Source organism: Alkalitalea saponilacus, assembly GCF_900168165.1.
GTDB classification, from domain to species: Bacteria; Bacteroidota; Bacteroidia; order Bacteroidales; family Marinilabiliaceae; genus Natronoflexus; species Natronoflexus saponilacus.
In genome coordinates, this window is sequence record NZ_FUYV01000009.1 from 132,894 (window position 1) to 159,019 (window position 26,126).

Annotated in this window: 19 protein-coding genes; all 19 read left to right on the forward strand. The window is 40.2% G+C overall.

Features of this window, described 5'->3' with window-relative positions; translation table 11 throughout:
* Positions 1–29: 29 nt before the first annotated feature.
* On the forward strand, positions 30–407 hold the full coding sequence (locus B5X70_RS09020; protein ID WP_143255053.1) for a hypothetical protein: 378 nt from the start codon (positions 30–32) through the stop codon (positions 405–407).
* 460 nt (positions 408–867) lie between these two features.
* Positions 868–2,094 (forward strand): 6-bladed beta-propeller, encoded by a 1,227-nt coding sequence (locus B5X70_RS09025; RefSeq protein WP_157666448.1) that lies wholly within the window; start codon positions 868–870, stop codon positions 2,092–2,094.
* A 183-nt stretch (positions 2,095–2,277) separates the two neighbouring features.
* Positions 2,278–2,697, forward strand: coding sequence for a hypothetical protein (locus B5X70_RS09030; RefSeq protein ID WP_143255054.1), 420 nt, complete (start codon positions 2,278–2,280; stop codon positions 2,695–2,697).
* 335 nt (positions 2,698–3,032) lie between these two features.
* Complete coding sequence (locus B5X70_RS09035; RefSeq protein WP_079557579.1) at positions 3,033–5,183, forward strand: O-antigen ligase family protein; 2,151 nt, start codon at positions 3,033–3,035, stop codon at positions 5,181–5,183.
* 304 nt (positions 5,184–5,487) lie between these two features.
* Positions 5,488–5,850, forward strand: a complete 363-nt coding sequence (locus B5X70_RS09040; RefSeq protein ID WP_079557580.1) for a hypothetical protein — start codon at positions 5,488–5,490, stop codon at positions 5,848–5,850.
* 94 nt (positions 5,851–5,944) lie between these two features.
* Entirely contained in the window at positions 5,945–7,126 is a 1,182-nt protein-coding gene (locus B5X70_RS09045; RefSeq protein WP_079557581.1) for a 6-bladed beta-propeller, read from the forward strand.
* 378 nt (positions 7,127–7,504) lie between these two features.
* Positions 7,505–8,065 (forward strand): hypothetical protein, encoded by a 561-nt coding sequence (locus tag B5X70_RS09050; RefSeq protein ID WP_088328515.1) that lies wholly within the window; start codon positions 7,505–7,507, stop codon positions 8,063–8,065.
* Between the two features lie 353 nt (positions 8,066–8,418).
* A complete protein-coding gene (locus B5X70_RS09055; protein WP_079557583.1) occupies positions 8,419–10,527 on the forward strand; it encodes an O-antigen ligase family protein in 2,109 nt (702 codons plus the stop codon).
* Positions 10,528–10,943: 416 nt separating this feature from the next.
* Positions 10,944–11,375 (forward strand): hypothetical protein, encoded by a 432-nt coding sequence (locus tag B5X70_RS09060; protein WP_143255055.1) that lies wholly within the window; start codon positions 10,944–10,946, stop codon positions 11,373–11,375.
* 137 nt (positions 11,376–11,512) lie between these two features.
* Positions 11,513–12,676 (forward strand): 6-bladed beta-propeller, encoded by a 1,164-nt coding sequence (locus B5X70_RS09065; protein WP_079557585.1) that lies wholly within the window; start codon positions 11,513–11,515, stop codon positions 12,674–12,676.
* On the forward strand, positions 12,669–13,145 hold the full coding sequence (locus B5X70_RS09070; RefSeq protein ID WP_079557586.1) for a hypothetical protein: 477 nt from the start codon (positions 12,669–12,671) through the stop codon (positions 13,143–13,145). Before B5X70_RS09065 ends, B5X70_RS09070 begins: the two co-directional genes overlap by 8 nt.
* 37 nt (positions 13,146–13,182) lie before the next feature.
* Positions 13,183–14,253: an efflux RND transporter periplasmic adaptor subunit gene (locus tag B5X70_RS09075; protein WP_079557587.1), complete on the forward strand. Its 1,071-nt coding sequence runs from the start codon at positions 13,183–13,185 to the stop codon at positions 14,251–14,253.
* Positions 14,254–14,385: 132 nt separating this feature from the next.
* Complete coding sequence (locus B5X70_RS09080; RefSeq protein ID WP_079557599.1) at positions 14,386–14,757, forward strand: GxxExxY protein; 372 nt, start codon at positions 14,386–14,388, stop codon at positions 14,755–14,757.
* A 371-nt stretch (positions 14,758–15,128) separates the two neighbouring features.
* Positions 15,129–18,272, forward strand: coding sequence for an efflux RND transporter permease subunit (locus B5X70_RS09085; protein WP_079557588.1), 3,144 nt, complete (start codon positions 15,129–15,131; stop codon positions 18,270–18,272).
* A 226-nt stretch (positions 18,273–18,498) separates the two neighbouring features.
* On the forward strand, positions 18,499–18,891 hold the full coding sequence (locus B5X70_RS09090; protein ID WP_079557589.1) for a four helix bundle protein: 393 nt from the start codon (positions 18,499–18,501) through the stop codon (positions 18,889–18,891).
* Positions 18,892–18,969: 78 nt separating this feature from the next.
* Positions 18,970–22,017: an efflux RND transporter permease subunit gene (locus tag B5X70_RS09095; RefSeq protein WP_079557590.1), complete on the forward strand. Its 3,048-nt coding sequence runs from the start codon at positions 18,970–18,972 to the stop codon at positions 22,015–22,017.
* A gap of 465 nt (positions 22,018–22,482) precedes the next feature.
* On the forward strand, positions 22,483–23,964 hold the full coding sequence (locus tag B5X70_RS09100; protein ID WP_079557591.1) for a TolC family protein: 1,482 nt from the start codon (positions 22,483–22,485) through the stop codon (positions 23,962–23,964).
* A 146-nt stretch (positions 23,965–24,110) separates the two neighbouring features.
* A complete protein-coding gene (gene lepB, locus B5X70_RS09105; protein ID WP_079557592.1) occupies positions 24,111–25,256 on the forward strand; it encodes a signal peptidase I in 1,146 nt (381 codons plus the stop codon).
* A 675-nt stretch (positions 25,257–25,931) separates the two neighbouring features.
* Positions 25,932–26,126 (forward strand): DUF4372 domain-containing protein (locus B5X70_RS09110; RefSeq protein WP_143255056.1); only part of this gene is annotated, 195 nt, incomplete at its 3' end.

The following is a 26,126-nucleotide window of genomic DNA, read 5'->3' on the forward strand; positions in this document are numbered from 1 at the left end:
TAACATTTAAATCATTAATCTTTATAATTATGAAAAAGAAGTTAATTTTTGCATTAGCAACAGGTTTTTTCGCGGCGGCTACTGTGTTTAATATGAATGTTTTACAAGGTAATAGTGTTGGGGATGTTTCGTTGGAGAATATAGCAACGATGGCGCAGGCGCGGGATCCAGAGAATGGCGGGGGTAACAATAATGATGATTGCACTAATTGCGGCTCTTATGATATGCTTGATTGCAAATTTACCGTTAGCTATGTTAGTGTTGACGCGCAAGGCAATAGAGTGGTATTGGATAGGAAGGTTGTGAGATGTTCAAATTGTGCATATAATTGTAATTTTAGTGAACCTGGTACTTGTAGAACCCCAGTATTGTGTCCAACTCACCAAGAGGTGATTGTAAGGAGATAATTTTTTGGTACAGGTGCCTGTATACACGAAAGAATGCAGAAGTTATTGAGATTATATTTAGCGCTAAATAGATTGCAAATAAACCGATTTGATCTGACTATTATTCTTATAATACTATAATGATGAGAACAGCTAAATCATTCATATGCAATAGAGCATAGTAGAATTATATGCAATATGGCGTAAAGTGTTAACGAGGCACCTGTACAATTTAATTGGTGTAACTGTTTCTAAATTCAGATTTTTCAGAATGATTGTTTATACTAAATCGACTTCGTATATCATAAAAACTCAATAATATGGAAGAACGATATCGACATTTAGTGATTGAAATTTTTCCTTGAAAAATATATTATATATATCCATAAATTTTCAAAAAATGATACTAACGATATACATGCCTTATTTGTGCAGTGAAAGGATTATTGAAAAGTGCTATAACTATAGAAAAACGAACTTTATGCGTCAGAAATACAGAGGATTTGTTATTGCTGTGTGCCTTTTCTTTATGATAGGCTTACTAAGTTGTAATCAGAAAAGCATTTCAGCTATTTCGAACAATGAAGTGGAAACAATTAAAGTAAATCTGGATAGCAAAGGTATCGAACATCCATTCAATACTCCTGAGCATTTTCGCATATCTCTTAAAGATTATATTGGTAATCTGGAGTTAATCCCACTAGAGACAAACAGCGAAAGTATTATTAGCGATGTGAGTAAAGTTTTGTGTTACGATAATTCATACATTATAAGTGACAGACAATCAGGAAAAATACTTCAATTCGATGATAAAGGGAGATTCATGAGAAGTTTTGGTAAAAAAGGAAGAGGCCCTTTAGAGTATATAGACAACCGGGATGTTGAAATTAACCATAAAACTGGTGAACTTGGTGTTTTATCCATTACAAATCCTTTAACAATATTGAATTATTCTATTTCTGGCGACAATGCATATAGTAAAGTCTATGAAAATATTAAGGGATACAGGTTTTATCATTTAAGTGATAGTATAGTTTTAGTCTATTATACAGGAAACTATGAACAAGATTTTACTTTAATAGTTTCCGATAAATTAGGACAAGTAAAAGCATCTTATTTTCCTAATCCACATTCTTCTCAATATAGTAGCATTCCCGACCAAACTTTTCATGTATATGATGATTTGGTTTTATTCAATCGTGAAAGGAGCAATGTGATTTATCAAATTGAAGAAAACGGTCATATTTCTGAACGTTACCATATTGATTTCGGAAAATATAATATGCCTGACAATATAAAAGAGCTATTCTATACAGATTTTCATGAATATAGGGAAAGGGCAAAGAACTATGTTGCTGGTGTAGATCAGTTTCTAGAGAGCGAAGATCATATTTATTTCAGTTTTGGATTTCACCAATACTCTGTAAGCGCATTTTATTCAAAAGATAGCCAGATATTAAAACTTGGATATAGTACTAGAGGTTGGTTAGATGGTATGTTGATTAGCCCCACAACCATAATAGGAAATGAGTTTATTACTATATTAGATGCATATGAAGTGTTCGAAATTGCAGACTATATTGAGGATAAAACATCTCCCGCATGGATCGAATTTCTGGAAGAAAATCCAATGTTTAGTAAATTGTATAATAATTTAAAAGAAGACTCTAACCCTGTTTTAGTAAAATTCAATCTTAATCATTTTTAGTATGAATCAGCTACTTTAAACTAGTTAGTTACCTCCCCCCCCGTGGGCGCAAGTTTGACTACGTCGGTTTTCAATTCTTTGTAAGCAAAGCGGCAAAGCCGAGCGGCAACCTATCCCATTGTTAGTCCTTAAACATTTTAGTATCTTTCAATAGACACAAAACATCATCAAAACAAATCGTCAATGAAAAAACACCTAATGCCATTTATACTATTATTAATGCTAGCATCCTGCGCCCAACCCTCCCAAACCGAACAGGAGCTTAGGGAAGCCCTTAACTCAACCATCAACATTGAGATGTTTGAAATCATCCAACACCGGGATTCCCTCATCTCAATGGAGCAGTTTAGAGAAAGGTACAATCATCTGTCAGTGATATATCTGCAAGACGGCTGCAACCCCTGCTACCCCAAATTTGTGGAGTGGCATCAAAAAATGGAAGAGATGGATGATGTTCCCGGGCATACTCTCCTGTTTGTTATTCAAACAGAAGAGTATGATAGTTTTATTAGGAAAGTAAGACGATTGGGTGAAGAAATTGATGAAAAATATTACGTCATCATCGATCCCGATCATCAGTTATCAGTCAACAGTGAACAATGAACAGTGATCAGTAAGTTAGCTAATAACTAAACACTGATAACTGATAACTAATAACTAATAACTGAACACTGATAACTGGTAACTGAACACTGAACACTGAACACTGAACACTGGTAACTGAACACTAATAACTGAACACTGGTAACTGAACACTGCGCAACCCAAAACTATCAACTATAAACTTTCAACTCAGCAGTGGTATGAAACCTCAAACTTTTAACTATTAACAAAATTTAACAAACAAAGACCCCCCCCATTTGGATATTTATACATAATTTATCATATTTGCATTAGTATTTGGTACTTTTAAATATTGAGAACAACCCTAATCCCAAATGAAAGAAGGTCTCAAACATACGCAAATTACGCTCCAGCTACTCCTGATTGCTGCCATGCTATCTACTTCATTTTTGGCAACTCAGGGTTTTTTCAATGCACTGGTTACTTCCAAACAATACGGCCTCGAAGTTATATCTCTAATTGCAGGCGCTCTGTTTGTTGTTGTTTTTTTATCTCAGAAAGAGATGAAATTAACAAAAACAGACTTGTTGGTAGTGCTTTATGCTGTATGGTATGTTATAAATGAACTATACAACGTCAATAATTATGCTCCATTTGGCTTAATTGTTTTTAACATCTTGCTATGGGGATTGGTTTACATGTTTGTCAGACAATTATCCGGAAATTCACAGTTTGTTTGGGGTGTCGCCATCGTATGGATGGTGGTGGTATTTCTGCAATCCGGGTTGGGACTGATGCAACTCTATGGCTTTGAGAGGTCGTTCCACGGCCTGTTCAGTATTACCGGAACCTTTCACAATCCCGGACCGTTTTCTGGTTTTGTAGTGAGTGGGTTACCATTGGCATTGGGGGTTTTGTGGTACTCGAATTGTTACACAGAGGCGAAACGAAGTGAAGTTGAAGCTAAGCGGAATTCCGAAACCTCACCATGTATTCTTCGGAATCCGCCTAAGCGGAAAAACAGAGGGAAATCTTTAAAATGGTTGAAGATTACCCTACCCTACGATTTAATTGCCAAATATGCTATTCAGACTTTGGCATGGATAACTCTGATAGCAATATTGCTGGTACTTCCGCCGGCACAGTCGCGTGCTGCATGGATTGCAGGCATTGCCGGTAGTTTATTTGTACTTGCCGGACACCCTAGGCTGTTAGCCTTTAAAGAAAATCTGAGAAATAAGTTTTTATCTTTAAAAAAATCCATACGCATTCTGCTATTAACCGCCATTTTGCTACCCTTAGCCACAGCAGCTTTTGGCCTCTATACTATGAAACAAGGTTCAGCCGATGGCCGCCTGCTCATGTGGCAGGTTACCTCTCAACTTATAAAAGAGCGCCCCATCACCGGACACGGCACAGGCGCCTTCAATGCCCTTTACATGAACGAACAAGCTAACTGGTTTGCATCCGGAAAAGGCACCCAAATCCAGGCCATGGTCGCCGGCTCACCAGAAGCCCCCTTCAACGAACCACTAAAACTCTGGCTCGAAAAAGGACTTATTGGAATATTGATAGCCGGAGGAATTCTATATCTTATATTTTTCAAAAAAATAACCAACAACCAAAAACTCTCAACCAACAACATTAAACTTCAAACCTCAAACTTTGAACCTAAAACTTCAAAAAACCTTCAACCCTATAACCTTGTCACCTTGTCACCATATAACCTTTCGACCCAAAACCATAAACTCACAACTATAAACGATCAACCATCAACCCAAAACTTCGAACTATCAACCGCAATAAAAGGAGCCCTCTTAACAGCCTTGACTTTCAGCCTATTCTCCTACCCCTTCGACATCAGCTCATTCATTCTGCAACTGGTCATTTTAGTAGCTATACTAGCAGGCACCACCAAGACACTGTTTAGCATTACAGGAAGAAAAACCCTATTCCTGACCATTCCCACTACCATAATTTTAATTGCTGCAACCATCCATTTCATCCCTCAGCGACAAGCACATTATCAAGCCATGAAAACCTGGCAGGAGGCCAACCGCTTTTACAATATGAGAAGTTACAACATAGCAGCAGAGGCTTACGAAGAAGCCTTCCCGGCACTCCAAACCAACGGACTTTTCCTGCAAATGTACGGCAAAGCCCTCAGCATGGATGGGCAACACCAAAAAAGCAACGAAATACTGGCCTTGGCACAACAACGCTTCAGCAGCCAAATCATCCAAAACGCATTGGGCGACAACCACAAAACCCTGGGCAATTACCCTGAAGCCGAAGCTGCCTACATCAAAAGCGCAAACATGATACCGTCATTACTATTACCAAAATATTTACTGGCCAAACTTTATACCGAAAGCGGCCAACACCATAAAGCACAACAAACCGCCGAAGAGATTCTTAACAGTCCGATAAAAGTTGAGTCCTCGGCGACTAGAGAGATAATTCAAGAAATGAAAAAAAAAGTGACACAGAGTTGCACAGAGAATACACAGAGGAACACGGAGTAAAATATAAAACTCAGTGCAACTCCGTGTCTCCACCGTGTTCTCCGTGTAACTGATTTGGGAAAAAGAAGAGGAAGCCACATCGCTCTCCAGCCCACGCTTCCTCTTCCAACTCCCTCCAAACTTAAAAAAGAAAGGAGGCTTAAATGATGACGTAAAGATAATGAATTTAGAACACACGGTAATTCTGTTATACGTGAATTCGAAAAATGTACCTGCAAGGCAGTGATGCAATTCATTTTACAATTAATTGAAAAACGGCTGTTAAAGTAAACAGCTAAAAATTAAATCATTAATCTTTATTATTATGAAGAAAAAGTTATTTTTTGCAATAGCAACAGGTTTTTTCGCAGTGGCAACTATGTTTAATATGAATATTTTACAAGGTAATAGTGCCGGTGATATTTCGCTTGATGCGATTGCGGTGATGGCGCAGGCCCAGGATGAAAATGTAGGCGATGAAAATTGTTCATATAGAGCAAAAGTCCACGACTCTGGGACAAGGTCTGGTACATATCAGCTATACGATGGACATAATTTTTGGAATTGTCATTTCTCATACAATTACACTTCAACAGATTGTATAGGACAAGGTGGAACATTATGTTGTACGCCAAGTATTACTTGTACAGGTGGTTATGACTCGTGTGGCGGAAATCCCTGTCCATAATCAAATAAGTGCATGCATTTAACATAAAGAGAATAATCTAGCATCGGGTAAGTTATCCTGATGTTAGATTTTTTAAAACTTAAAATATATAGAAATGTACAAATTATTCTTGTTTATATTCTGGTTGCAAATATTTCTTTTTTGGGGTTGTAAAACAGAATCAAAAACGACCATAGCACCAAAAGATATCGAAGTAATAAATCTGCAAGTGCCACAAGAAGAGAATTTTCTTAAGTCTTCCGATTACTTTGACAGCATTAAAATAGTTCCTCTTGAAACTACAGAAAAATCACTGATAGCATCTATTAACAGGCTCGTTGTTTCACATGATTATATTTATATTCTTGATAGGACAAGCAATAGTGTGTTGGCTTTTAACAACTGTGGAACTTTCTCATTCCGTATTAAGTCATTTGGAAGAGGGCCTGCAGAATATACACAAATTGGCGATTTTTGTGTAGATTTTGAGAATGAAAGAATAGTTGTATATGCTCATGCACCTATGAAACTGTTGTATTATGATCTTAAGGGAAATTTTCTTGCAGAAGATATGCTTGATGATATCTATAGCAATGTTATGGCTGTTGATGGTAAAATTATGCTGTTTGATATAGATCCCATTAAAAAGAAGTACGCATGGGTCAAACCTTATGGCTCAAATTCATTGAAAGGGTCTTATGAAATACCCGACTTTGTATTGAAGTTTGCATATCAGCGAACCGGATACCCCATGGTTTGTAAAAGCAATAGGCCTTATTTCTTTTCACCACTGGACTATAATATCTATTTATGTACTAAAGATGGAATTGTGCCAAAATATCAATTAAATTTTAACGAAAATAGCATTGATATAAACTATTTAATGTCAGTAAATGATAATGAAATTTCCAAATTATTTCAACTATGTAGCGAGAAGGAATTTGGGTTTTTCATCAGTAATTTTCGTGAAACAGATGATTATGTTATATTTAGATTTGAACCAGGCAAAACAGTAATTTACTCCAAGAAAAGCAGTACTGCGGAAGTATTTCGATGGCATAGAGAGGATATGGCTGCATTGGGTATGGGCATGTATTTTGCTCATGATGGAGACGATAATAACATACTCACTATAGTTGAAGCTCAGAACCTTCTAACACAATTTGAGCGTATCGGATGGAATCTTGAGCCATATAGAAATGATTTTCCACATTTTCAAAAAGTTGAAAATATTTTGGACTCAATTTCAGAAAATAGCAATCCTATTCTTGTGTTTTTTAAGTTTATCAGCAACTGATTGATAGAGATATGCCCCGTTGGCGCGAGTTTGAAACTCGTGCCTTTATTAGCCCTTAAACTTTTTTTAATTATTCTATAAACCCAAAACATCATCAACCCAAACATCAATGAAAAAGCACCTATTCCCATTAACACTAGCAATTCTATTCGTCTCCTGCTCCCAACCCTCTCAAACCGAAAAGGAACTATGGGAAGTACTTCGCTGGCGCGAGTTTGCAACTCGTGCCTTTATGTCCTTAAATATTTTTATATAGAACCAAATCCCAATGAAAAAGCACCTATCCGCCGTTGGCGCGAGTTTGCAACTCGTGCCATTGTGTCCTGAAACATTTTAATATTTCCTAATAAGTGAAAAGTATTATCAACACTAAAATAAATGAAAAAGCACCTATTCCTGTTAGCACTAACAATCCTATTAGTCTCATGCTCCCAGTCCTCCCAAACCGAAAAGGAGTTGCGGGAAGTGCTTAACTCTCAACTCAACATTGATATATTCAAAACCATTCAACACCGGGATTCCCTCATCTCAATGCAACAGCTACGGGAGAAATACAACCATCTGTCAGTGGTTTATCTTCAGGATGGCTGTAGCCCCTGCTACCCCAAATTTGTGGAGTGGCATCAAAAAATGGAAGAGATGGACGAAATTCCGGGGCACACAGTTCTGTTTGTTATCCAAACATTAGGGTATGATAGTTTTATCAGAAAAGTAAGACGATTGGGAGAAGAAATTGATGAAAAATATTACATCATCATCGACCCCGATCATCAGTTTTTCATTAACAACAACCAAATTCCCGATTGGATCATGAACAGCTCCATGCTGATAGACAAAGAAAGCAAAATAAAAATGGTAGGCGCACCATGGATCAATGAAGATATGAAAACCCTGTTTTATAATACTGTTATCAATGATAATAGATCGTTAGACTTTTAGATTATTAGATGTTAGATAAATGCAAGCTCTTAATTATGAGTATATTGCATGCTTAGCAAGAAGTTTTACATGTGCCTGAAAATCAAGCAAATAGAAAATAATAACGAACTATTAAATGAATAACAATCCGTAAAACACATGATCTTTTATATAGTATAGTATTGTGTTCTTGTGTTTTATATACGAAATTAAGCCGATTTAATTCATTTTTATTAAAAACATCTAATTTTAGAACATAATTATCTAAAACTATAAATCCAAAAACCAAATTCTTTGTAAATTTAGTTCACAATAAAATTTCAACCCTTTGATATTAAAGCTGTTTACATCAAAAACCTATAACTTAAATCCTAATGATTAACCCATCCATTAACCATAATTCGAAAATTAAATACACTACCTTTAGTATAATATACTTTCAGATAATAATAGTGGCTGCACTTTTTGCTACTGTGTTTTTGGCAAAAGGTGGCTTGTTTAATGCCCTTGTTACGGTAAAACAATATGGGCTTGAGCAGGTTGCTTTAATCTCCGCGCTTTTTCTGGTTATATCTTTCCCTTTTATTAGAACTATCCGTCTTACTATAGCGGATACTTTTGTTCTACTTTTTGCTATCTGGTACATTTTTAATGAAATAATAATATCTGGCACACCGTTTCGTTCTGCCGGGCATATCTACTTTGATGTTATACTATGGATGGTGGTTTACCTTTTTGTGCGAGGAGTCTCACATCAGCTTGTGTTTGTTTGGGGCATAGCCATTGTTTGGATGATTGTAACAATAATGCAGACAGGCTTAGGTTTGTTGCAACTGTATGGATTTGAAGACTCCTATCACGGACTTTTTTCAATTACCGGTACATTCCACAATCCCGGACCGTTTTCGGGGTTCGTGGTGAGTGGGTTACCAGTGGCATTGGGGGTTTTGTGTTACACTAATTGTTACACAGAGGTGAAACGAAGTGAAATTCCGCTAAAGCGGAAAAACAGAGGAGACACAGAGAGACACGGAGGGTATTATTTAAAATGGGCTGGCATCACCCTACCCTATGATTTAATCGCCAAATACGCTATCCAGACTTTGGCATGGATAACACTAGTATCAGTTTTGCTGGTATTGCCGCCAGCTCAATCACGTGCGGCTTGGATTGCAGGAATTGTTGGGTGTTTGTATGTTGTTATAGCCTATCCGGGAATCCTGCCAATTAGAGACAACCTATTCAACCGCATAAAAAAAATAAGTTTTCCGGTACGTGCATTATTTTTCGCAGCATTTCTGCTCATGACTACCGCCTCCGTGGCCGGACTATACATCATGAAACAAGGCTCAGCCGATGGCCGCTTGCTCATGTGGCAGGTAACTTCCCAACTAATAAAAGAGCGCCCCATTACCGGACACGGCACAGGAGCTTTCAACGCCCATTACATGAACGAACAGGCCAACTGGTTCGCATCCGGCAGAGGCACAGAAGCCCAGGCCATGGTAGCCGGCTCACCCGAAGCCCCCTTCAACGAACCACTAAAACTCTGGCTCGAAAAAGGACTCATTGGAATATTGATAGCCGGAGGAATTCTATATCTTATATTTTTCAAAAAAAGAACCAACAACCAAAAACTCTCAACCAACAACATTAAACTTCAAACCTCAAACTTTGAAACCCATAACCATAAACTCACAACTATAAACTATCAACCATCAACCCAGAACTATCAACTATCAACCATCAACCCTGAACTCTCAACCGCAATAAAAGGAGCCCTCTTCACAGTTTTGACCTTCAGCCTATTCTCCTACCCTTTCGACATCAGTTCATTCACCCTGCAACTGGTCGTTTTAGTAGCAATATTGGCAGGCACCACCAAAACAGTGTTTAGCATTACAGGAGGAAAAGTACTGTTTCTGACAATTCCGGTAGCCATGCTATTAATCGCTGCAACTATCCATTTAGTACCCCAGCGACAAACACATTATCAAGCCATGAAAACCTGGCAGGAAGCCGACCGATTTTACAATATGAGAAGTTACAACATAGCAGCAGAGGCTTACGAAGAAGCTTTCCCGGTGCTCCAAACCACCGGACTGTTCCTGCAAATGTACGGCAAAGCCCTCAGCATGGACGAGCAATACCAAAAAAGCAACGAAATACTGGCCTTGGCACAACAACGCTTCAGCAGCCAAATCATCCAAAACGCATTGGGCGACAACCACAAAGCCCTGGGCAATTACCCGGAAGCCGAAGCCGCCTATATCAAAAGCGCAAACATGAACCCATCATTACTATTACCAAAATATTTACTGGCCAAACTTTATACCGAAAGCGGCCAACATCATAAAGCACAACAAACCGCCGAAGAGATTCTTAACAGCCCGGTAAAAGTTGAGTCCTCGGCGACTAGAGAGATAATTAACGAAATGAAATCAGTTATCAATGAGCAGTTATCAGTCATCAGTGAACAGTGAACAGTGAACAGTGAGCAGTGAGTTAACTAACTAAACACTGGTAACTGGTAACTGGTAACTGATAACTGGTAACTGAACACTGATTTTTCTGGGAAAAAGAAGAGGAAGCCCCTAAGCTCTCCAGCCCACGCTTCCTCTTCCGACTCCCTCCAAACTTAAAAAAGAAAGGAGGCTTTAATGATGACGTAAAGATAATGAATTTAGAACACACGGTATTTCATTTACACGTGGTTTCGAAAAATGCATCTGCAAGGCAGTTATGCATTTTAGTTTACTACTAATTGAAAAACGGCTGTTAATGTAAACAGCTAAAATTTAAATCATTAATCTTTATAATTATGAAAAATAAGTTGATTTTTGTAATTGCAACAGGTTTTTTCGCAGCGGCAACTGTATTGAATATGAATATGTTACAAATGACTAATATTGGAGATGTTTCGTTGGAAAACATGATTAATGTAGCCAATGCCACCCCGGAAATTGATGGTGGATTATTAGATGAATTTACTGTATATGGTTCTTCTACTTATAATGGAGGATCTGGATCTGCAACAATTCTTTGGCTTCAAGTTTGGATGCAGGATGTCTATAATCCTACACAACAGGAAATAGATAATATGAGAAGAGATTTAGCAAAACCTAGAAGTGAGCAAGATCGAACATTTACTTATTACAATGCGTCCCATGCTTTTAGCATAAGTATCGGTGCAATGTATAAAGGCGGGACTGGTCAGGCCGGATATACTTATGGTGCACCAAGCGGAAGCAATACAGTCACAAGGAAATGTTGTGGTGACGATTTTTGGCAGCGATGCACACATCTGCCGCCTTGTGAGGCATACATGTAAGTTAAAGAGTTTTTGTCTACATTTTATGACTAAAGTTCATTTAACATTTTTGCCCTTCCCAACATGGGAAGGGCGTTCTCAAGTAATAAATAATCTTTACAACCAATTTTAACAGCAATACAATAAATGTTCTTAATATGAAAAAGTCAATAATACTTATAATGCCTTTATTGATTTTAGGTGCCTGTGTTATAAATCAATCCGAAAAACAGCAAGATGTTCCTGTTATCAAGTTAAGGTACGATGAAACCAAGACAGTGAAAATGTCTGACTTTGTGAAATCTAATAATGTTATTCTCCTTGATGATACTGATGAAACCTATATTGGGAACATCTCCAAAATCGATATAGTTGACAGTTTAATTGTTGTAACCGATATCTCCACACATGCAGTGTTAATCTATAATTTTGAAGGTAAACTTATGAATTCCATAAAAAAGCATGGCAGAGGTCCAGAGGAATTTTTGAGCATCCAATCAACTTGGGTAAATCCTGATACCAAAGAAATATCTATTTATGATCGAAGCCAACATAAAATTCTGTTTTTCAATCTGAATGGTGATTTTGTTAGACAAATGCGTTCACCACCATATATTTGTGCATTTGCATTTAATTCTGATGAATATAGTTACTTTTATAGAAGCATGGATGGATTCCCTGATGACAATATGCAACCTTCAAATTTTCATTTATTAATGACCTCACGAGATTCCCTAAGGTTAGATATGAAACGAGATTTTTTCATGGATAATGCAAGCCATATGCCATATGAGAGGTTTTGCAGAAGCAAAAACGCAATTTTACTACTAACCCCACAGGAACAATCTATTTATGAGCTTTCAGGAATGACAAAGAAATTAAAATATCGAGTAGAATTAGCTCCGAACCCGGACTGGGAAAATGAAAACTATAGGTCTATCAAAACATATCAAGATTTTAGGGACAGAAAAAATACTAGAATGGGCAATTTAGGAGGTCTTTACTTTATGGCTTCGGACAGATATATGCTATTTACTTTCGGCAAAAGAAGAACTTCAGATGTTTCAGACCAATTTTACGCTATATATGATATGGAAAAAGACCAAGTGAAATTATCATTTCGACAAAAGATAAATGACATTGAAGGATTTACTGGATTTTTAGCCCCATTTTTTTTTAATGATTCACTTTGGATCACACCAATCCATCAGTATCAAATTGATAACGAATCATTGAAGGCTGCTGGGGAATATTATAGTATTGATTTCAGCAAATCCATTAATCCGATCTTAGTAATCTCTAAACTTAATTTTAATGAATAGGTATATCAATTTAATAGCGATACTGATTTCAGTTTATAGTTGTGTGAATAGAAATAAATCGACATTTGAAATCGAAAATCTGGATGAAAACTCTAAAGTCGAGATGAAAGAATATTTCAATTCACATTCTCATGCCTTAATATTTACAATTGATCAGAAGAGTGCGTGCGAAATTTGTGTTTTGCATATTTTAAATAGACTAAGCTACTTAAATTCTGATGTGATGCATGTGTTTATCGATGGCTTGGATAATGATTCTGATGTTGCTTTAGGTTTCGTAAAACTCCCAGAACGCATTAAACACTTAAATAATATGAAAACAGATGAACCGTTTTTATGTATAATTGATTCAACTTATTTCGCGTCACATTATTTCGTGCCGAAAATGGAAAAACCTCAATTATTAGAAAGGTACTTAAAAGATGTCATGCCGAAAATCATAAATAATAAAATAGTTGAACAAGATTAAGCTGTGAAACATAAACAGTAACAAACAAATAAAACCCATGAAACACCTAACATCCCTATTCATCCCATTCATCCTCTACGCCTGCTCCACCTCCTCTGCCGGCGATGCATCCGAATCTGAAGCGGCTGAAACCGCCAGGCTCTCTTATGTTGAACCGTCCGTTACCGAGGTGGGGACTGTGACAGCCCGAAAGGCCGATTTCGAACTGGAGCTGGTCAGCAATGGCCGTTTGGAGGCGCAGCGCAAGGCCGTGGTGCCTTTCAGGGTGCAAGAACAGATCGATGCAGTATATGTAATGGAGGGCGAGACCGTCTCTGCCGGACAGGTACTTGGCAGTGTAGATCCCTTTACCTATCAAAAGCGTATGGACGATGCCAATAACCGCTACCTCCAGGCACTCATCGATCTGGAAGACCGCCTGCTGGGCTATGGCCACCAACTCAGTGACACAGCCCAGGTACCAGAAAACATCATGAAGATGGCACGCATTCGCAGTGGTTACAATGCGGCGGCTATTGCGGTGGAGGAAGCCAAACGCAACCTGGAACAAACCACCATTAAGGCACCGGTGGGTGGGGTGGTCACCAACCTGGAGGCACGCATCCACAACCCCTCCAATGCCTTTCAAAAGTTTTGCGAAATACTGGATCTAAACACCATGCACCTTGTGTTTCATCTGTTAGAGACAGAACTCTCCGGTATAAAAAACGGGCAAACAGTAGAACTCACACCCTTTGCTCTGCCGGGAGAATCCTTCAGAGGCAGAGTCACCAGCATCAACCCTGCGGTGGATGAAAGAGGCATGGTTCGCATCACCGCCACCGTCCCCAACCCCGGTCATCGACTCATGGATGGGATGAACGCCCGCGTATTACTAAAAAACTCGATCCCCGACTGCCTCGTCATCCCCAAAGAGGCCGTTCTGTATCGCCAAAACCGCCAGGTCGTATTCATTTACGAAAATGGTAAAGCCATCTGGAAATACGTCGAGACCAGCCACGAAAACTCCACCCACGTCACCATCACCGACGGACTGGAAGAGGGGATGGAAGTGATCTTTGAGAATAATTTGAATCTTGCACACGAAAGTCAAGTTACGCGGAGATGATTTTGTTACACAGAGAGCACTGAGGAGGCACGGAGCTGCATGGAGTTTTCATTAATTTCTCTGTGTATTCTCCCTGAACTTCAGTGTAATATTTAATTTATGGCAACCTCTATATACCTTTATAATAATGAAATGAAACATGCTCTAATTACTGAAAAGATAATTCATTGCGCCTTAGAGGTTCATAGAACTTTGGGGCCAGGTTTACTCGAGTCTGCTTATGAAGAGTGTTTGTGCTACGAACTTCAAAATGCAGGTCTACAAGTTGCTCGACAATGCCCGGTTCCAATATCATACAAAGCTATTAAACTGGAATGTGGATACAGAATAGATTTATTGGTTGAAGATAAAGTAGTGGTTGAATTAAAAGTAGTTGAAGAACTACACGAAGTTCATGAAGCCCAGATTTTAACATATATGCGATTTGCAGAAAAGAAGGTTGGTCTATTGATAAATTTTAATGTGAAACTATTGAAGCATGGTATTAAGAGGTATGTTTTATAAAAAAAGGTGACACAAAAAATGGTGACACAGAGCCACACAGAAAAATAAAAATAAATATAAACTCCGTGTAACACCGTGCCACCTCCGGGTTCTCCGTGTAACAAAAAAAGGTAACACAGAGCCGCACAGAGATTTCACAGAGAAACACGGAGTAAAATAAAAAACTCAGTGTATCTCCGTGTCTCCTCAGTGATCTCCGTGTAACAAAAAAAGGTAACACAAAGCCGCACAGAGATTTCACAGAGAAACAAGGAGAAAATAAAAAAAACTCAGTGTAACTCCGTGTCTCCTCAGTGATCTCCGTGTAACAAAAAAAGTGACACAGAGCCGCACAGAAAAAAACTCCGTGCAACAAAAACAAGGAACAAAAAATGAAAAACTCCTTTTCCATAAACATCATATTCATCCTGCTTACCATCATCGGGTTGGTGCTGATTCCGCGGCTTACGGTTCAGCTGCATCCGCAGCAAACCGGCAATACCATTCATGTGGGTTACAGTTGGCCGGGCATGGGAGCCGAAGTGGTTGAGAAAGAGGTGACCTCACCCATTGAGGGAACCCTGTCGGCCATGCGGGGTGTCAGCAATATTACATCTGAATCTTATGAAGGACGCGGATCCATAAGGGTCTCCTTTAAGAAAGGTGTTGATATGGATGCGGCACGTTTTGAGGCGTCCAGCCTCATGCGGAGCCTTCATGGCAATCTTCCGGAGGGGGTGGTATTGCCACGTGTAAGTTATGGCTGGGGAGGTTACGAAGACACGCCACAACTGCTGGTGTACACCGTAAATGGAGAGGGAAGCAGCTATGCCATCAAACAATACGTGGATCGTTACATCGTTCCCCGCATCAGCAACATGTCCGATATCAGCAGTGTCTATTCCTATGGAGCCTCATCGCCCGAATGGGAGTTGGAATACGATAAGAACATGCTGAATTCGGTTGGCCTGAACGAGAACCATCTGCGGGATGCCGTTCGCAACCAGCTGGTAAGGCGCGAACTGGGGGCTGCCGCCATAGAACAAGGTACCGACACTCAAACCATAAACCTCACTTTAACAGGTATTCCTTCTGATTCAGTCAATTGGAACGAATTTATAATCGGTAAATTCAACAACAGAGTTATCCGGTTAACCGATGTGGCAACGCCCCGACTAAAAGAGAGTCAACCCCGAAGCTACTACCGTGTTAACGGACTCAGTTCCATATATCTTGTAGTACACTCAACCCGTGAAGCCAATCAGGTAGAACTAGCCGGACGCGTTAAAGATGCCATAAAAGAGCTGCAGCCGGGATTCCCGCAAAATTTCTCACTGCTGGTAAACTATGATGCATCGGAGGAGATCAGCACCGAGGTTAAAAAAATCAGTTCGCGGGCATTGCTGGCACTCATCATTCTGCTCTTGTTTGTTTTGTTGGTGAGCCGTAAATGGCGATACCTGTTCATTATAGCGCTAAGCCTGTTGGCAAATTTGAGCATAGCCGTAATTTTCTACTATTTTCTCGATATCGAAATTCATCTTTACAGTTTGGCCGGCATAACAGTTTCTTTGGGAATGATCATTGATAACACCATTGTAATGGCCGATCACATTCGTCATTCCGGTAACCGGAAGGCATTTTTGGCCATATTGGCCGCTACGCTTACCACCATGGGAGCAATGGTGGTCATATTCTTCCTGAAGGAAGAGCAAAGGCTCAATCTACTTGACTTTGCCATCGTCATGATGGTTAACCTTGGTGTTTCACTTTTCGTTGCGCTCTTTTTTGTTCCTTCTTTGCTTCACAGGCTGCCACTTAAACACTCCTTTAGAGGTCGATTTATTCGCCGTAAGCGGCGAATTGTGACGTTTACCCGGCTATACGAACGCTTTCTGCGTTTCGGATTCCGATGGCGATGGGCGTTTATCCTGGTCATTGTTTGGGGCTTCGGGTTTCCGGTTTTCTTCATTCCCGACAAAATTGACGTAAAGGATGATCAGGAACCACGGTGGTATCATAAAACCTACAACCAAACACTTGGTAACCAAAAATACGTATCGGACATTAAGCCCTGGGTAAACCGCATATTAGGAGGGAGTTGGTATTGGTTCACCAACTATTTTTCATCCTCCGGATTTAACTGGGATGCGTCACGCACCCGGTTGTATGCAAGGGGTTCCATGCCCGACGGGTCAACCATTCATCAAATGAACGATGTTTTTATCGGTTTGGAAAACTATCTGGCACAGTTCGATGAAATCGAACTGTTCACAACGCGCATCAACAACATTGACAACGCAACACTGGAAATTTCATTTAATCCGGAGGCAGAAAACGGAGCTTTCCCTCATATTCTTAAAAATGAGTTGATTCGTCAGGCCATTCAGATAGGAAGTGCCGACTTCTCTATTTACGGAGTTGGGCAGGGGTTCAGCAATGCATTTCATGATAGTTGGCGGAACAACCGCATAGAGTTCAGTGGATACAACTATGAGCTGATGCTTGAGCAAGCCGGTGTTTTCAGGGATTCTCTTCTGTTGAACCCCCGCATTCAGGAGGTGATACTTCAAACAGGGAGTTCCTGGAGAGGGAAACCGCGTTACGGTTTCGTGATGGGACTTAATCCCGATAAGCTGGAAGAGGTGGGCAGCTCATTAAGGAACATATATTACGAATTGTTGTTTCAATCGCCTCGTGAAATTCATGCAGGAAATGTGCCGGCCAATAAAATAATGATTCCGGTCTATTTACGAGAAGCTTCAGTCGGATCCACATCCGTTTGGGATATGAACAACAACATGCTCAATTACGGTACCGCATCTTTCCGGCTTAAGGATGTTGGCTTTTTAACCCGTGAACGCACCGGGGATATGATTAGGAAGGAGAATCAGGAGTACCGGTTACTGGTTGAATACGATTTCATTGGTCCGTGGGAACTTAACCGGCGGGTGCGCGACAGGTATGTTGAAATGATAAATGAGCAGTTGCCGGTGGGTTTTGCCGCGGTGGATCAAAGTTCATGGTGGGGATGGAACAGAGATGAAAAAAGCCAGTACTGGCTTTTGCTCATCGTGGCATTGGTTGTTTTTGTGCTGTGCGCCATTTTGTTTGAGTCGCTTTTGCAGCCTATGGCGGTTATCGCCGCCATACCCGTCTCATTCATCGGATTGTTTCTCACATTCTCCATATTTAAAATAAACTTCGATCAGGGCGGCTATGCAGCCATGATTTTGCTGTGTGGACTTACAGTAAATGCCGTATTGTACATCATCAACGATTACAACAATATGAAAATCCGAAAACCCCGCCATGATAAGTTAAAACTGTTTTTAAAAGCCTTTAACCATAAAATCATACCCATAGTACTTACAACCTTATCCACCATTGTTGGATTAACACCATTCCTGTTGGCAGGAAAAGACGAAGGATTCTGGTTCTCCCTGTCAGCCGGAGCAATTGGTGGGCTGGTGTTCTCGCTATTGGCGGTGGTGGTTTGGTTGCCGGTGATTTTGGTTAGGAGGGTTGGGAGTTGATAATTGATTGTTGATAGTTGAGGGTTTTGAGTTGATAGTTGGGGGTTGTGAGTTGAGGGTTGATGGTTCTGGATATCGGGAGTGTCGTTTGGGGTTCCCCCTTCAGGGGGTTAGGGGGAAAGGGATGGAGGTATAGTTGAGGGTTTTGAGTTTATAGTTAATAGTTAATAGTTGGGGGTTGATAGTTGGGGGTTTGTTATAATCAAGGAATATTAGTTTTAATTATATGGCGACAATTAAGCAGTTTGAAGATATAGAGTGTTGGCAATTGGCCCGGAAATTATTCTCTGATATATATCAAATTACAACACTTGGGGAATTCAAGAAAGATTTTTCGTTGAAGGATCAAGTCAGGCGTTCTGCTGGTTCTGTAATGGATAATATAGCCGAAGGTTTTGGCCGCGATGGAACAAAAGAATTTATTCAGTTTCTTTCTTACGCCAAAGGATCAGCCTCCGAAGTACAGTCACAATTATATAGAGCTTTAGATTGTAATTATATCAATACAGAAACCTTTAATGATATATATAACCGAACCAACAACATAATAGGTAAACTAACCAACCTCATCAAATACTTAACCTCATCAAACATAAAAGGAAACAAATACCCAAAATAAACCATAAACCATCAACTATCAACCATCAACTATAAACTATAAACCATCAACCACAAACCCACGAACAAATAAAAAAACATGATAAAATTCCTAATTCACCGCCCCATTGCCGTAATAATGACATTTTTGGCAATATTAACACTCGGAATTGTAGCATCCCGGCTATTACCTGTGTCGCTGATGCCTGAAATAGATATTCCGGAGATAACCATACAGTTGAACCGTCCGGGCGAATCGGCACGTCAGATCGAAGAGGGCATCATTGCTTCCATGCGCTATAACCTGATGCAGGTTCCCCATTTGGAAGAGCTCACATCCGAAAGTCTTGATGGCAGAGCAACCATTCGTATGCGTTTCAGTTATGGAGCCGATATAAACTATGCGTTTATCGATGTAAATGAAAAAACCGACGAGGCCATGCGTCATTTGCCGGCTGACATGGAACGACCGGCCATTATTAAAGCAACGGCATCTGATTTACCCGTGTTTTACATCAATATCTGGATGGACAATACCGATGACGTGAAGTTTATGGAGTTGAGCGAACTAACCCGTTCGGTCATCATCAAGCGGCTGGAACAGCAACAGGAAGTGGCCATGGTGGATGTTACCGGACACATGCTGCCCGAACTCTACATCGAACCCGATGAGAACCTGCTGCGATCCCTTGGAGTATCGCACCATGCAATAACCAATGCACTGGAGCAAAATAATCTGACCATGGGCTCCATAGAGGTGGCCGATGGGCAGTACAGGTTCAACATCCGTTTTGCCAATCGCCTGCGCACCGTGAACGATGTTAAGGATATACGGTTAAAAATAGGCACCCGGCTCATGCGTCTTGATGAGTTGGCAGAAATTGGGTTACGCCCAAAGCAGCAGGAGGGAGTTTTCCTGCGAAATGGCCAGCCGGCAATGTCTCTGGCAGTAATAAAACAGTCCGATGCACGCATGGACTTGCTCAAAGAACGGGTTGAAGGGCTTTTGTGGCATTTCAGAAACAATTATCAGGGTATAAATTTTGAAATTGTACGCGATCAGACTGCCATACTGGATTACTCCATCAGCAACCTTCAAACCAACCTGATTTTTGGAGGATTACTGGCCTTTTTAATTCTCTTCTTTTTCCTCAAGGATGCCCGCTCACCATGGTTAATAGGGATATCGGTGCCTGCATCTCTGATCATCAGTCTTCTGTTTTTTCATCTGGCAGGCTTGTCCATAAACATCATATCGCTTTCCGGTTTAATTCTGGGCATTGGAATGATCATCGACAACTCCATCATTGTCATCGACAACATTACACAATACACCGAACGGGGCGATAAACTTGCCGATGCATGCATAAAAGGAACCAATGAAGTTATAAGGCCCCTCATTTCATCGGTACTAACAACATGTGCCGTGTTTGTACCACTGATCTTTTTAAGCGGGGTTTCGGGTGCTTTATTTTACGATCAGGCCATGGCCGTAGGCATTGGCCTGCTGGCTTCACTGATCGTATCCATAACGCTCATTCCGGTTTTGTTTCATCTCTTTAACCGAAACTCAAATAGCGAAAAACAGGTTCGCAAGGGCAGAGTTACACGATTTCTGGAGAGGATTAATCTTTTCAAAACCGAAACCCTTTATGAAAAGGGTTTCGAAAAGGTATTCCGCCATAGGACTCTCTTTATTATAGTGTTTCTGGCACTTATAATACCGGCGTTTTTACTGGCTATCTACATGCCTAAAGAGCGTTTTCCCGCCTTTACTCATAACGATGTGTTCGTTGTTATAGATTGGGATTCAAACATCACCCTCAATGAAAACATCAAAAGGGTAAACACCATTAAAGAGGAAGCAGGCTCATTGGCAAATTTCAGCAACAGTTATACCGGTACTCAAAACTATATGTTGCATAAGGATTTGGATCAGTCGGTATCGGAAGCAAAAATATATTTCAAATGCGATAAGGAAGAGGATGTTGACCAACTAAAGGAGCACCTCTCTGCGGTAATCAGAGCAAAATGGCCCGATGCCATACTCTCTTTCGCCGCACCTGAAACAATTTTCGAGAAATTGTTTCATCAGGACGAAGCGCTTCTGGTCATTCGGGTGAGTGATGAGGGCGAAAGGGGTATTCCGGAATTGTCAAAAATCACAGAAATGGCTCAATATCTAACCAGGACAGTGACAGGTGCAGAGGTGATGCCTCCGGCCTCTGAATCGCACATTGAAATTAGGGCACGCAGTGAAATGATGGCACTGTATAATGTCGATCATCAGGTGTTGTACAATCGCATGCTTTCAGCACTTAATGCATTTCAGGTAGGGGTTTTACACACGGGAGTCGAATATGTGCCAATGGTTATTGGGAATTCTCCCGTGCCTGTTAACCGGATGTTCAACGAACTCAAAGTCATCAATCGCGAAAACACCGAGATACCGGTCAGTACATTGATTTCCGTAAACAACCGCGACGATTATAAAGTTTTGTATGGCAGCACGCAGGGAGCTTTTGTCCCTCTCAATATGGATAAAATTCCCGGCAGAAATGTTCCGCAATGGCTCGAAACTGTATCCGGAGAACTAAAGGAGAAATTTGATGTCAATGTGAATTTTTCCGGCAATTGGTTTGGCGCCAGACAGATGTTGAAAGAGATGTCTGTGGTGATTTTAATTTCATTGCTCCTGCTTTATTTCATTCTGGCGGCGCAGTTTGAATCGTTGAGACAACCACTTATTATCCTTTTGGAGGTTCCCATTGATGTTGCCGGAGCTTTGTTCCTGCTATGGATTTTTGGAGGAACCATTAACATCATGTCCATGATTGGAATTGTGGTAATGAGTGGAATCATTGTCAATGATTCCATATTAAAAATTGACACCATCAACAGGCTTTACCGTTCGGGTATGCCAATTGAAAAGGCCATAAAAGAGGGAGGCCGCAGGCGTCTTAAACCCATTATTATGACCAGTATTACAACCATTTTAGCACTCACCCCGGTAATGTGGGGCAGCGGAATGGGCAGCGAACTCCAAAAACCACTGGCATTGACCGTTATTGGCGGCATGGTGCTGGGCACATTTGTGAGTTTATACTTTATTCCGTTGTGCTATTATTATTTGTGTAAAAATGAGTGATATGGAGATATAGTGACACAGAGTTGCACAGAGAAATACACGGAGCAACACGGAGTAAAAAATATATCAAACCTCAGTGTAACTCCGTGCCTCCTCAGTGGTCTCCGTGTAAAAAAAAAAGTGACACAGAGTTGCACAGAGAAATACACCGAGATTCACAGAGAAAACAATTAAAACTCAGTGAATCTCCGTGTCTCTTCAGTGTTCTCCGTGTAACAAAAAAAAGTGACACAGAGTTGCACAGAGAAATACACAGAGCAACACAGAGTAAAAAAATATATAAAACCTCAGTGTAACTCCGTGCTTCCTCAGTGTTCTCCGTGTAACAAAGAAAAGTGACACAAAGTTGCACAGAGAAATACACTGAGATTCACAGAGAAAACAATTAAAACTCAGTGTAACTCCGTGTAACAAAAAAAATCATCAACCTCGAACCTTAAACATAGAACATCAAACTTTAAAAAAATGAAACTAAAAATCATAATCATTTTGTTTCTGCACCAGCTAACCTGTTTTTCTCAAGGCTCCATTCGCCTTACGTTAGACGACGCTTTAGAGTTGGCCCGTGAGCAGTCATTACAGTCATTTCTTAACACCCATTACTATATGGCCGATTATTGGGCATACCGGAGCTATCGTGCCAACTATCTGCCGTCGGTTACTCTGCGAGCCAATCCGGTGTCATATTCCAACGCATCCAGGTTGCGTTATAATTCACTATCGCAAACCGATGAATTTATACGTACCGAGAATCTCAGTTCAGATTTGAATCTCAATATTTCTCAGCGGGTTGCGGCTACAGGAGGAACCTTCTTTGTCCAATCGGAACTGGGACGCATAGAAAATTTTGGAGAGAACAGTTATACTCAGTACTCCTCTGTGCCATTCAGAATTGGGTATTCGCAACAACTATTCGGATTTAACGCCATGAAATGGCAAAGCAAAATTGAACCTCTGAAATTTGAAAAAGCCAAACAGGAATATCTGCAATCTGTAGAGGAAATGCACCTCACCACAGTAAGGCACTTTTTTGCGTTGATACGTGTTTCTATTCAAATGGAAATTGCACGCTCCAATATGGAGAACACCAAAAATCTGCTACAGGTGGCGCACAGGCGTTTTGAACTGGGAACCGTCTCCCGCGAAGAGTTGCTGGATTTGCGGTTGTCGGAGAACAATGCAGCCATAACCCTGCAAGAGGCCAATCTTAATTACCGTGAAGCCAAAGAGAATCTTTTAAATTTTCTGATGCTGCCTGTAAACATTGAGCTGGAAATAGATCTGCCTCGACACATACCCGTTCATGAGGTAGATGTTCAGCTTGTTCTGGAAAAAGCACTGAAAAATAATCCTGAAATATTGCAAATGGAGCAAAGCATTCTGGAAAACAGCAGAAATGTTGAGCAAGCCAGAACAGCACGCCACTTTCAGGCCGATGTAAACATGTCCTACGGAATGAGTAAAAATGACGGCACACTGAGTAATGTTTACAGCCCCGAATTCGATAATTATCAACAAATATCTGTGGGAATCAACATCCCGATATTAGATTGGGGGCGTAGCAAAGGGCAGTATCAAATGGCCCGGTCGCGTCAACAGGTGGCTGAAATAGCCAATCAGCAGTCTCTTCAGCAATTCGAGCAAAGCGCCATCACCCGAGCCATTGCCTTCAATATTCAAAAATCGCGGGTAGCATCAGCGGCATTGTCCGACACCCTGGCAACCGAAAGCTACGAGCTGACCATGACACGTTTCAGCACCGGACAGGCAGATGTACTCAGATTAACCTCCTCCCAAGCAGCCAAAGACAATGCCCGGTTGCAATACATCAATGCGATAAATGATTACTGGCAAAGTTATTTTTATCTGAGAAGATTAACCCTGTACGATTTCGAAAAAGGGGAGGAGATTGTTTTTGATGAAGACAAATTAATGAATGGAAGGTGAAATTATTACAACTCATCCGATGACTCAAAGTCATCGGATGAGTGATGGACGACATCTCAATACGCCACAGCGTGGCAACTCATTCCAACCCAAGGCAACGCCTTGGGGAAATTGTATAACCAAACGATAAAACTCTTACAACAACCATGATTAAATATATCAATTACATTTTCCCATTCTTAATATTATTGCATCTTATCCTTGGCATATGGTGGATGGCTATGGGGTGGGGAATTGTATGGCTTCTGTTTTGGATGGGAACCTCAAAGTTGCCGGTCATTGTGAAGTTTCGAAAAATTACCTGGCTAATTTATCCACTGGTCATCATTGGAGCAGTATTGGCAGCCATAACTTTTAAAACGCTTTTTTTTGGAATATACGCCATTCCGTCCGGCTCCATGGAGAAAACCATAATTCCTGGCGATGTGGTATATGTTAACAATCTTGCTTACGGGCCAAGGTTACCTTATTCTCCCTACGAAGTTTCATGGATTAATCTGCTTGTCTGGTTGTGGGAGGGCAAAAGTGCCGATCTTGAAAAGCGATGGTGGGAATATAACCGGCTCAAAGGCTACTCTTCACCCAAAAGGGGTGATATTGCTGTATTTAACCATCCACATAATGGCAACATCTTTATCAAACGTATAGTCGCTTTGCCGGGCGATACTCTACAGATCGTTCATGGCGATTTATATATCAATGGAAAAAAGCAGGAAACTCCTAAGAACAGACTCATTTATTCCAAAGCACAGTTTAAGGATTTACAGGATGCATATTTTATTCTTGACAGTCTAAATATTAGGATGTATCATAATAATAGTGTCTCTGAAAAATATCTGTTTAACGGAAATATAACCAAAAGTGACACGGACATTCTAAAACAGCATCCGCGGGTGATTAATACAGGTATTGACCCAGTCAGACCCGATACAGCATGGTCAGTTTTTCCTCATTCGCACCATCTTTCATGGAGTATTGATAATTATGGCCCATACGTACTGCCAAAAAAAGGACTGGTTATGAAGAGATCGCCTGACAATCTGACGATTTACGAAGATCTGATGAATTACGATGCTCAGTTTCGCCGTGGACATGTGAATGATAGCTGTGGCCACTTTACCTTTTGCCAGGACTATTACTTTTTCATGGGCGATAATTTTCATGATAGTGAGGATTCCCGCTACTTTGGCCCGGTAAGGGAAGAGTATTTAATTGGAAAGGCCTCTTTTATAATTTATTCAAGTTCGAAAAATAATAAAGCGATGTCCCGGATATTGAAAAGATTAAGGTGATTTAATGAGAGAGAATGTAAGTTGACATAAAATAAATTTTGTGAACTTTTTGAAGCCCCAACGGGGGTGTAATATGCAACATAGGGCAACACCCTGTGGATGTTGTGTGTTGCATAGTAAAATGGCCGTCCTTTGAAGAGAAGATTTTGTATTGCCCCAACGGGGCGACATCATCAGCATAGGGCAACGCCCTATGAAAATGTATATAAATCAAATTTAGCCCTGAAAGGGCGTAAGCAATGTAGCACGATACAAATAATTATGAAGAACATCATTCAATCTTCCCAATTCAAAATGAGTGTTTCGATGAAGAAAATCTATTGGATTAGAATTGCTGTCGCCCTTTCAGAGCTGTGGCTTTTTTGTTTCATCACCCCGGGGCTATACCCCGGGTTATTGATTAAACCCTTTCAGGGTTAGTATAACTATTTTGGGTAAAAACATCATAGCCCAAACTGAAAATCATCAAATGTGTCAAAGAAAAAATAGTAGAATTAAAAATTTAAAATGTCATGCTTTTAAAAAACATTTTATTTATTAGTTGTTTTGGATCATTACTGTCCCATTAAAATCTAAAAAAGCTCTTTGAAAAGTTTGAAATTTAGTTAGTTGCGGACGTTTTTCGAGCGAACGGACTTGAATTTTTAGTTTTGCATCAGATTAATCTGATTGCATATGTATCAAGACAAATACGTTTTCGCTCAACTGGTCTCGTTTCTGAATAGAAGCAAATTCAATCGTATTGTTGCCAAATACAAAGGAGACAAATATGTAAAACATTTCACTTGTTGGAACCAACTGCTTTCTCTGATGTTCGGGCAATTAACAAATCGTGAAAGTCTTAGAGATTTGATTGTTGCACTTGACGCT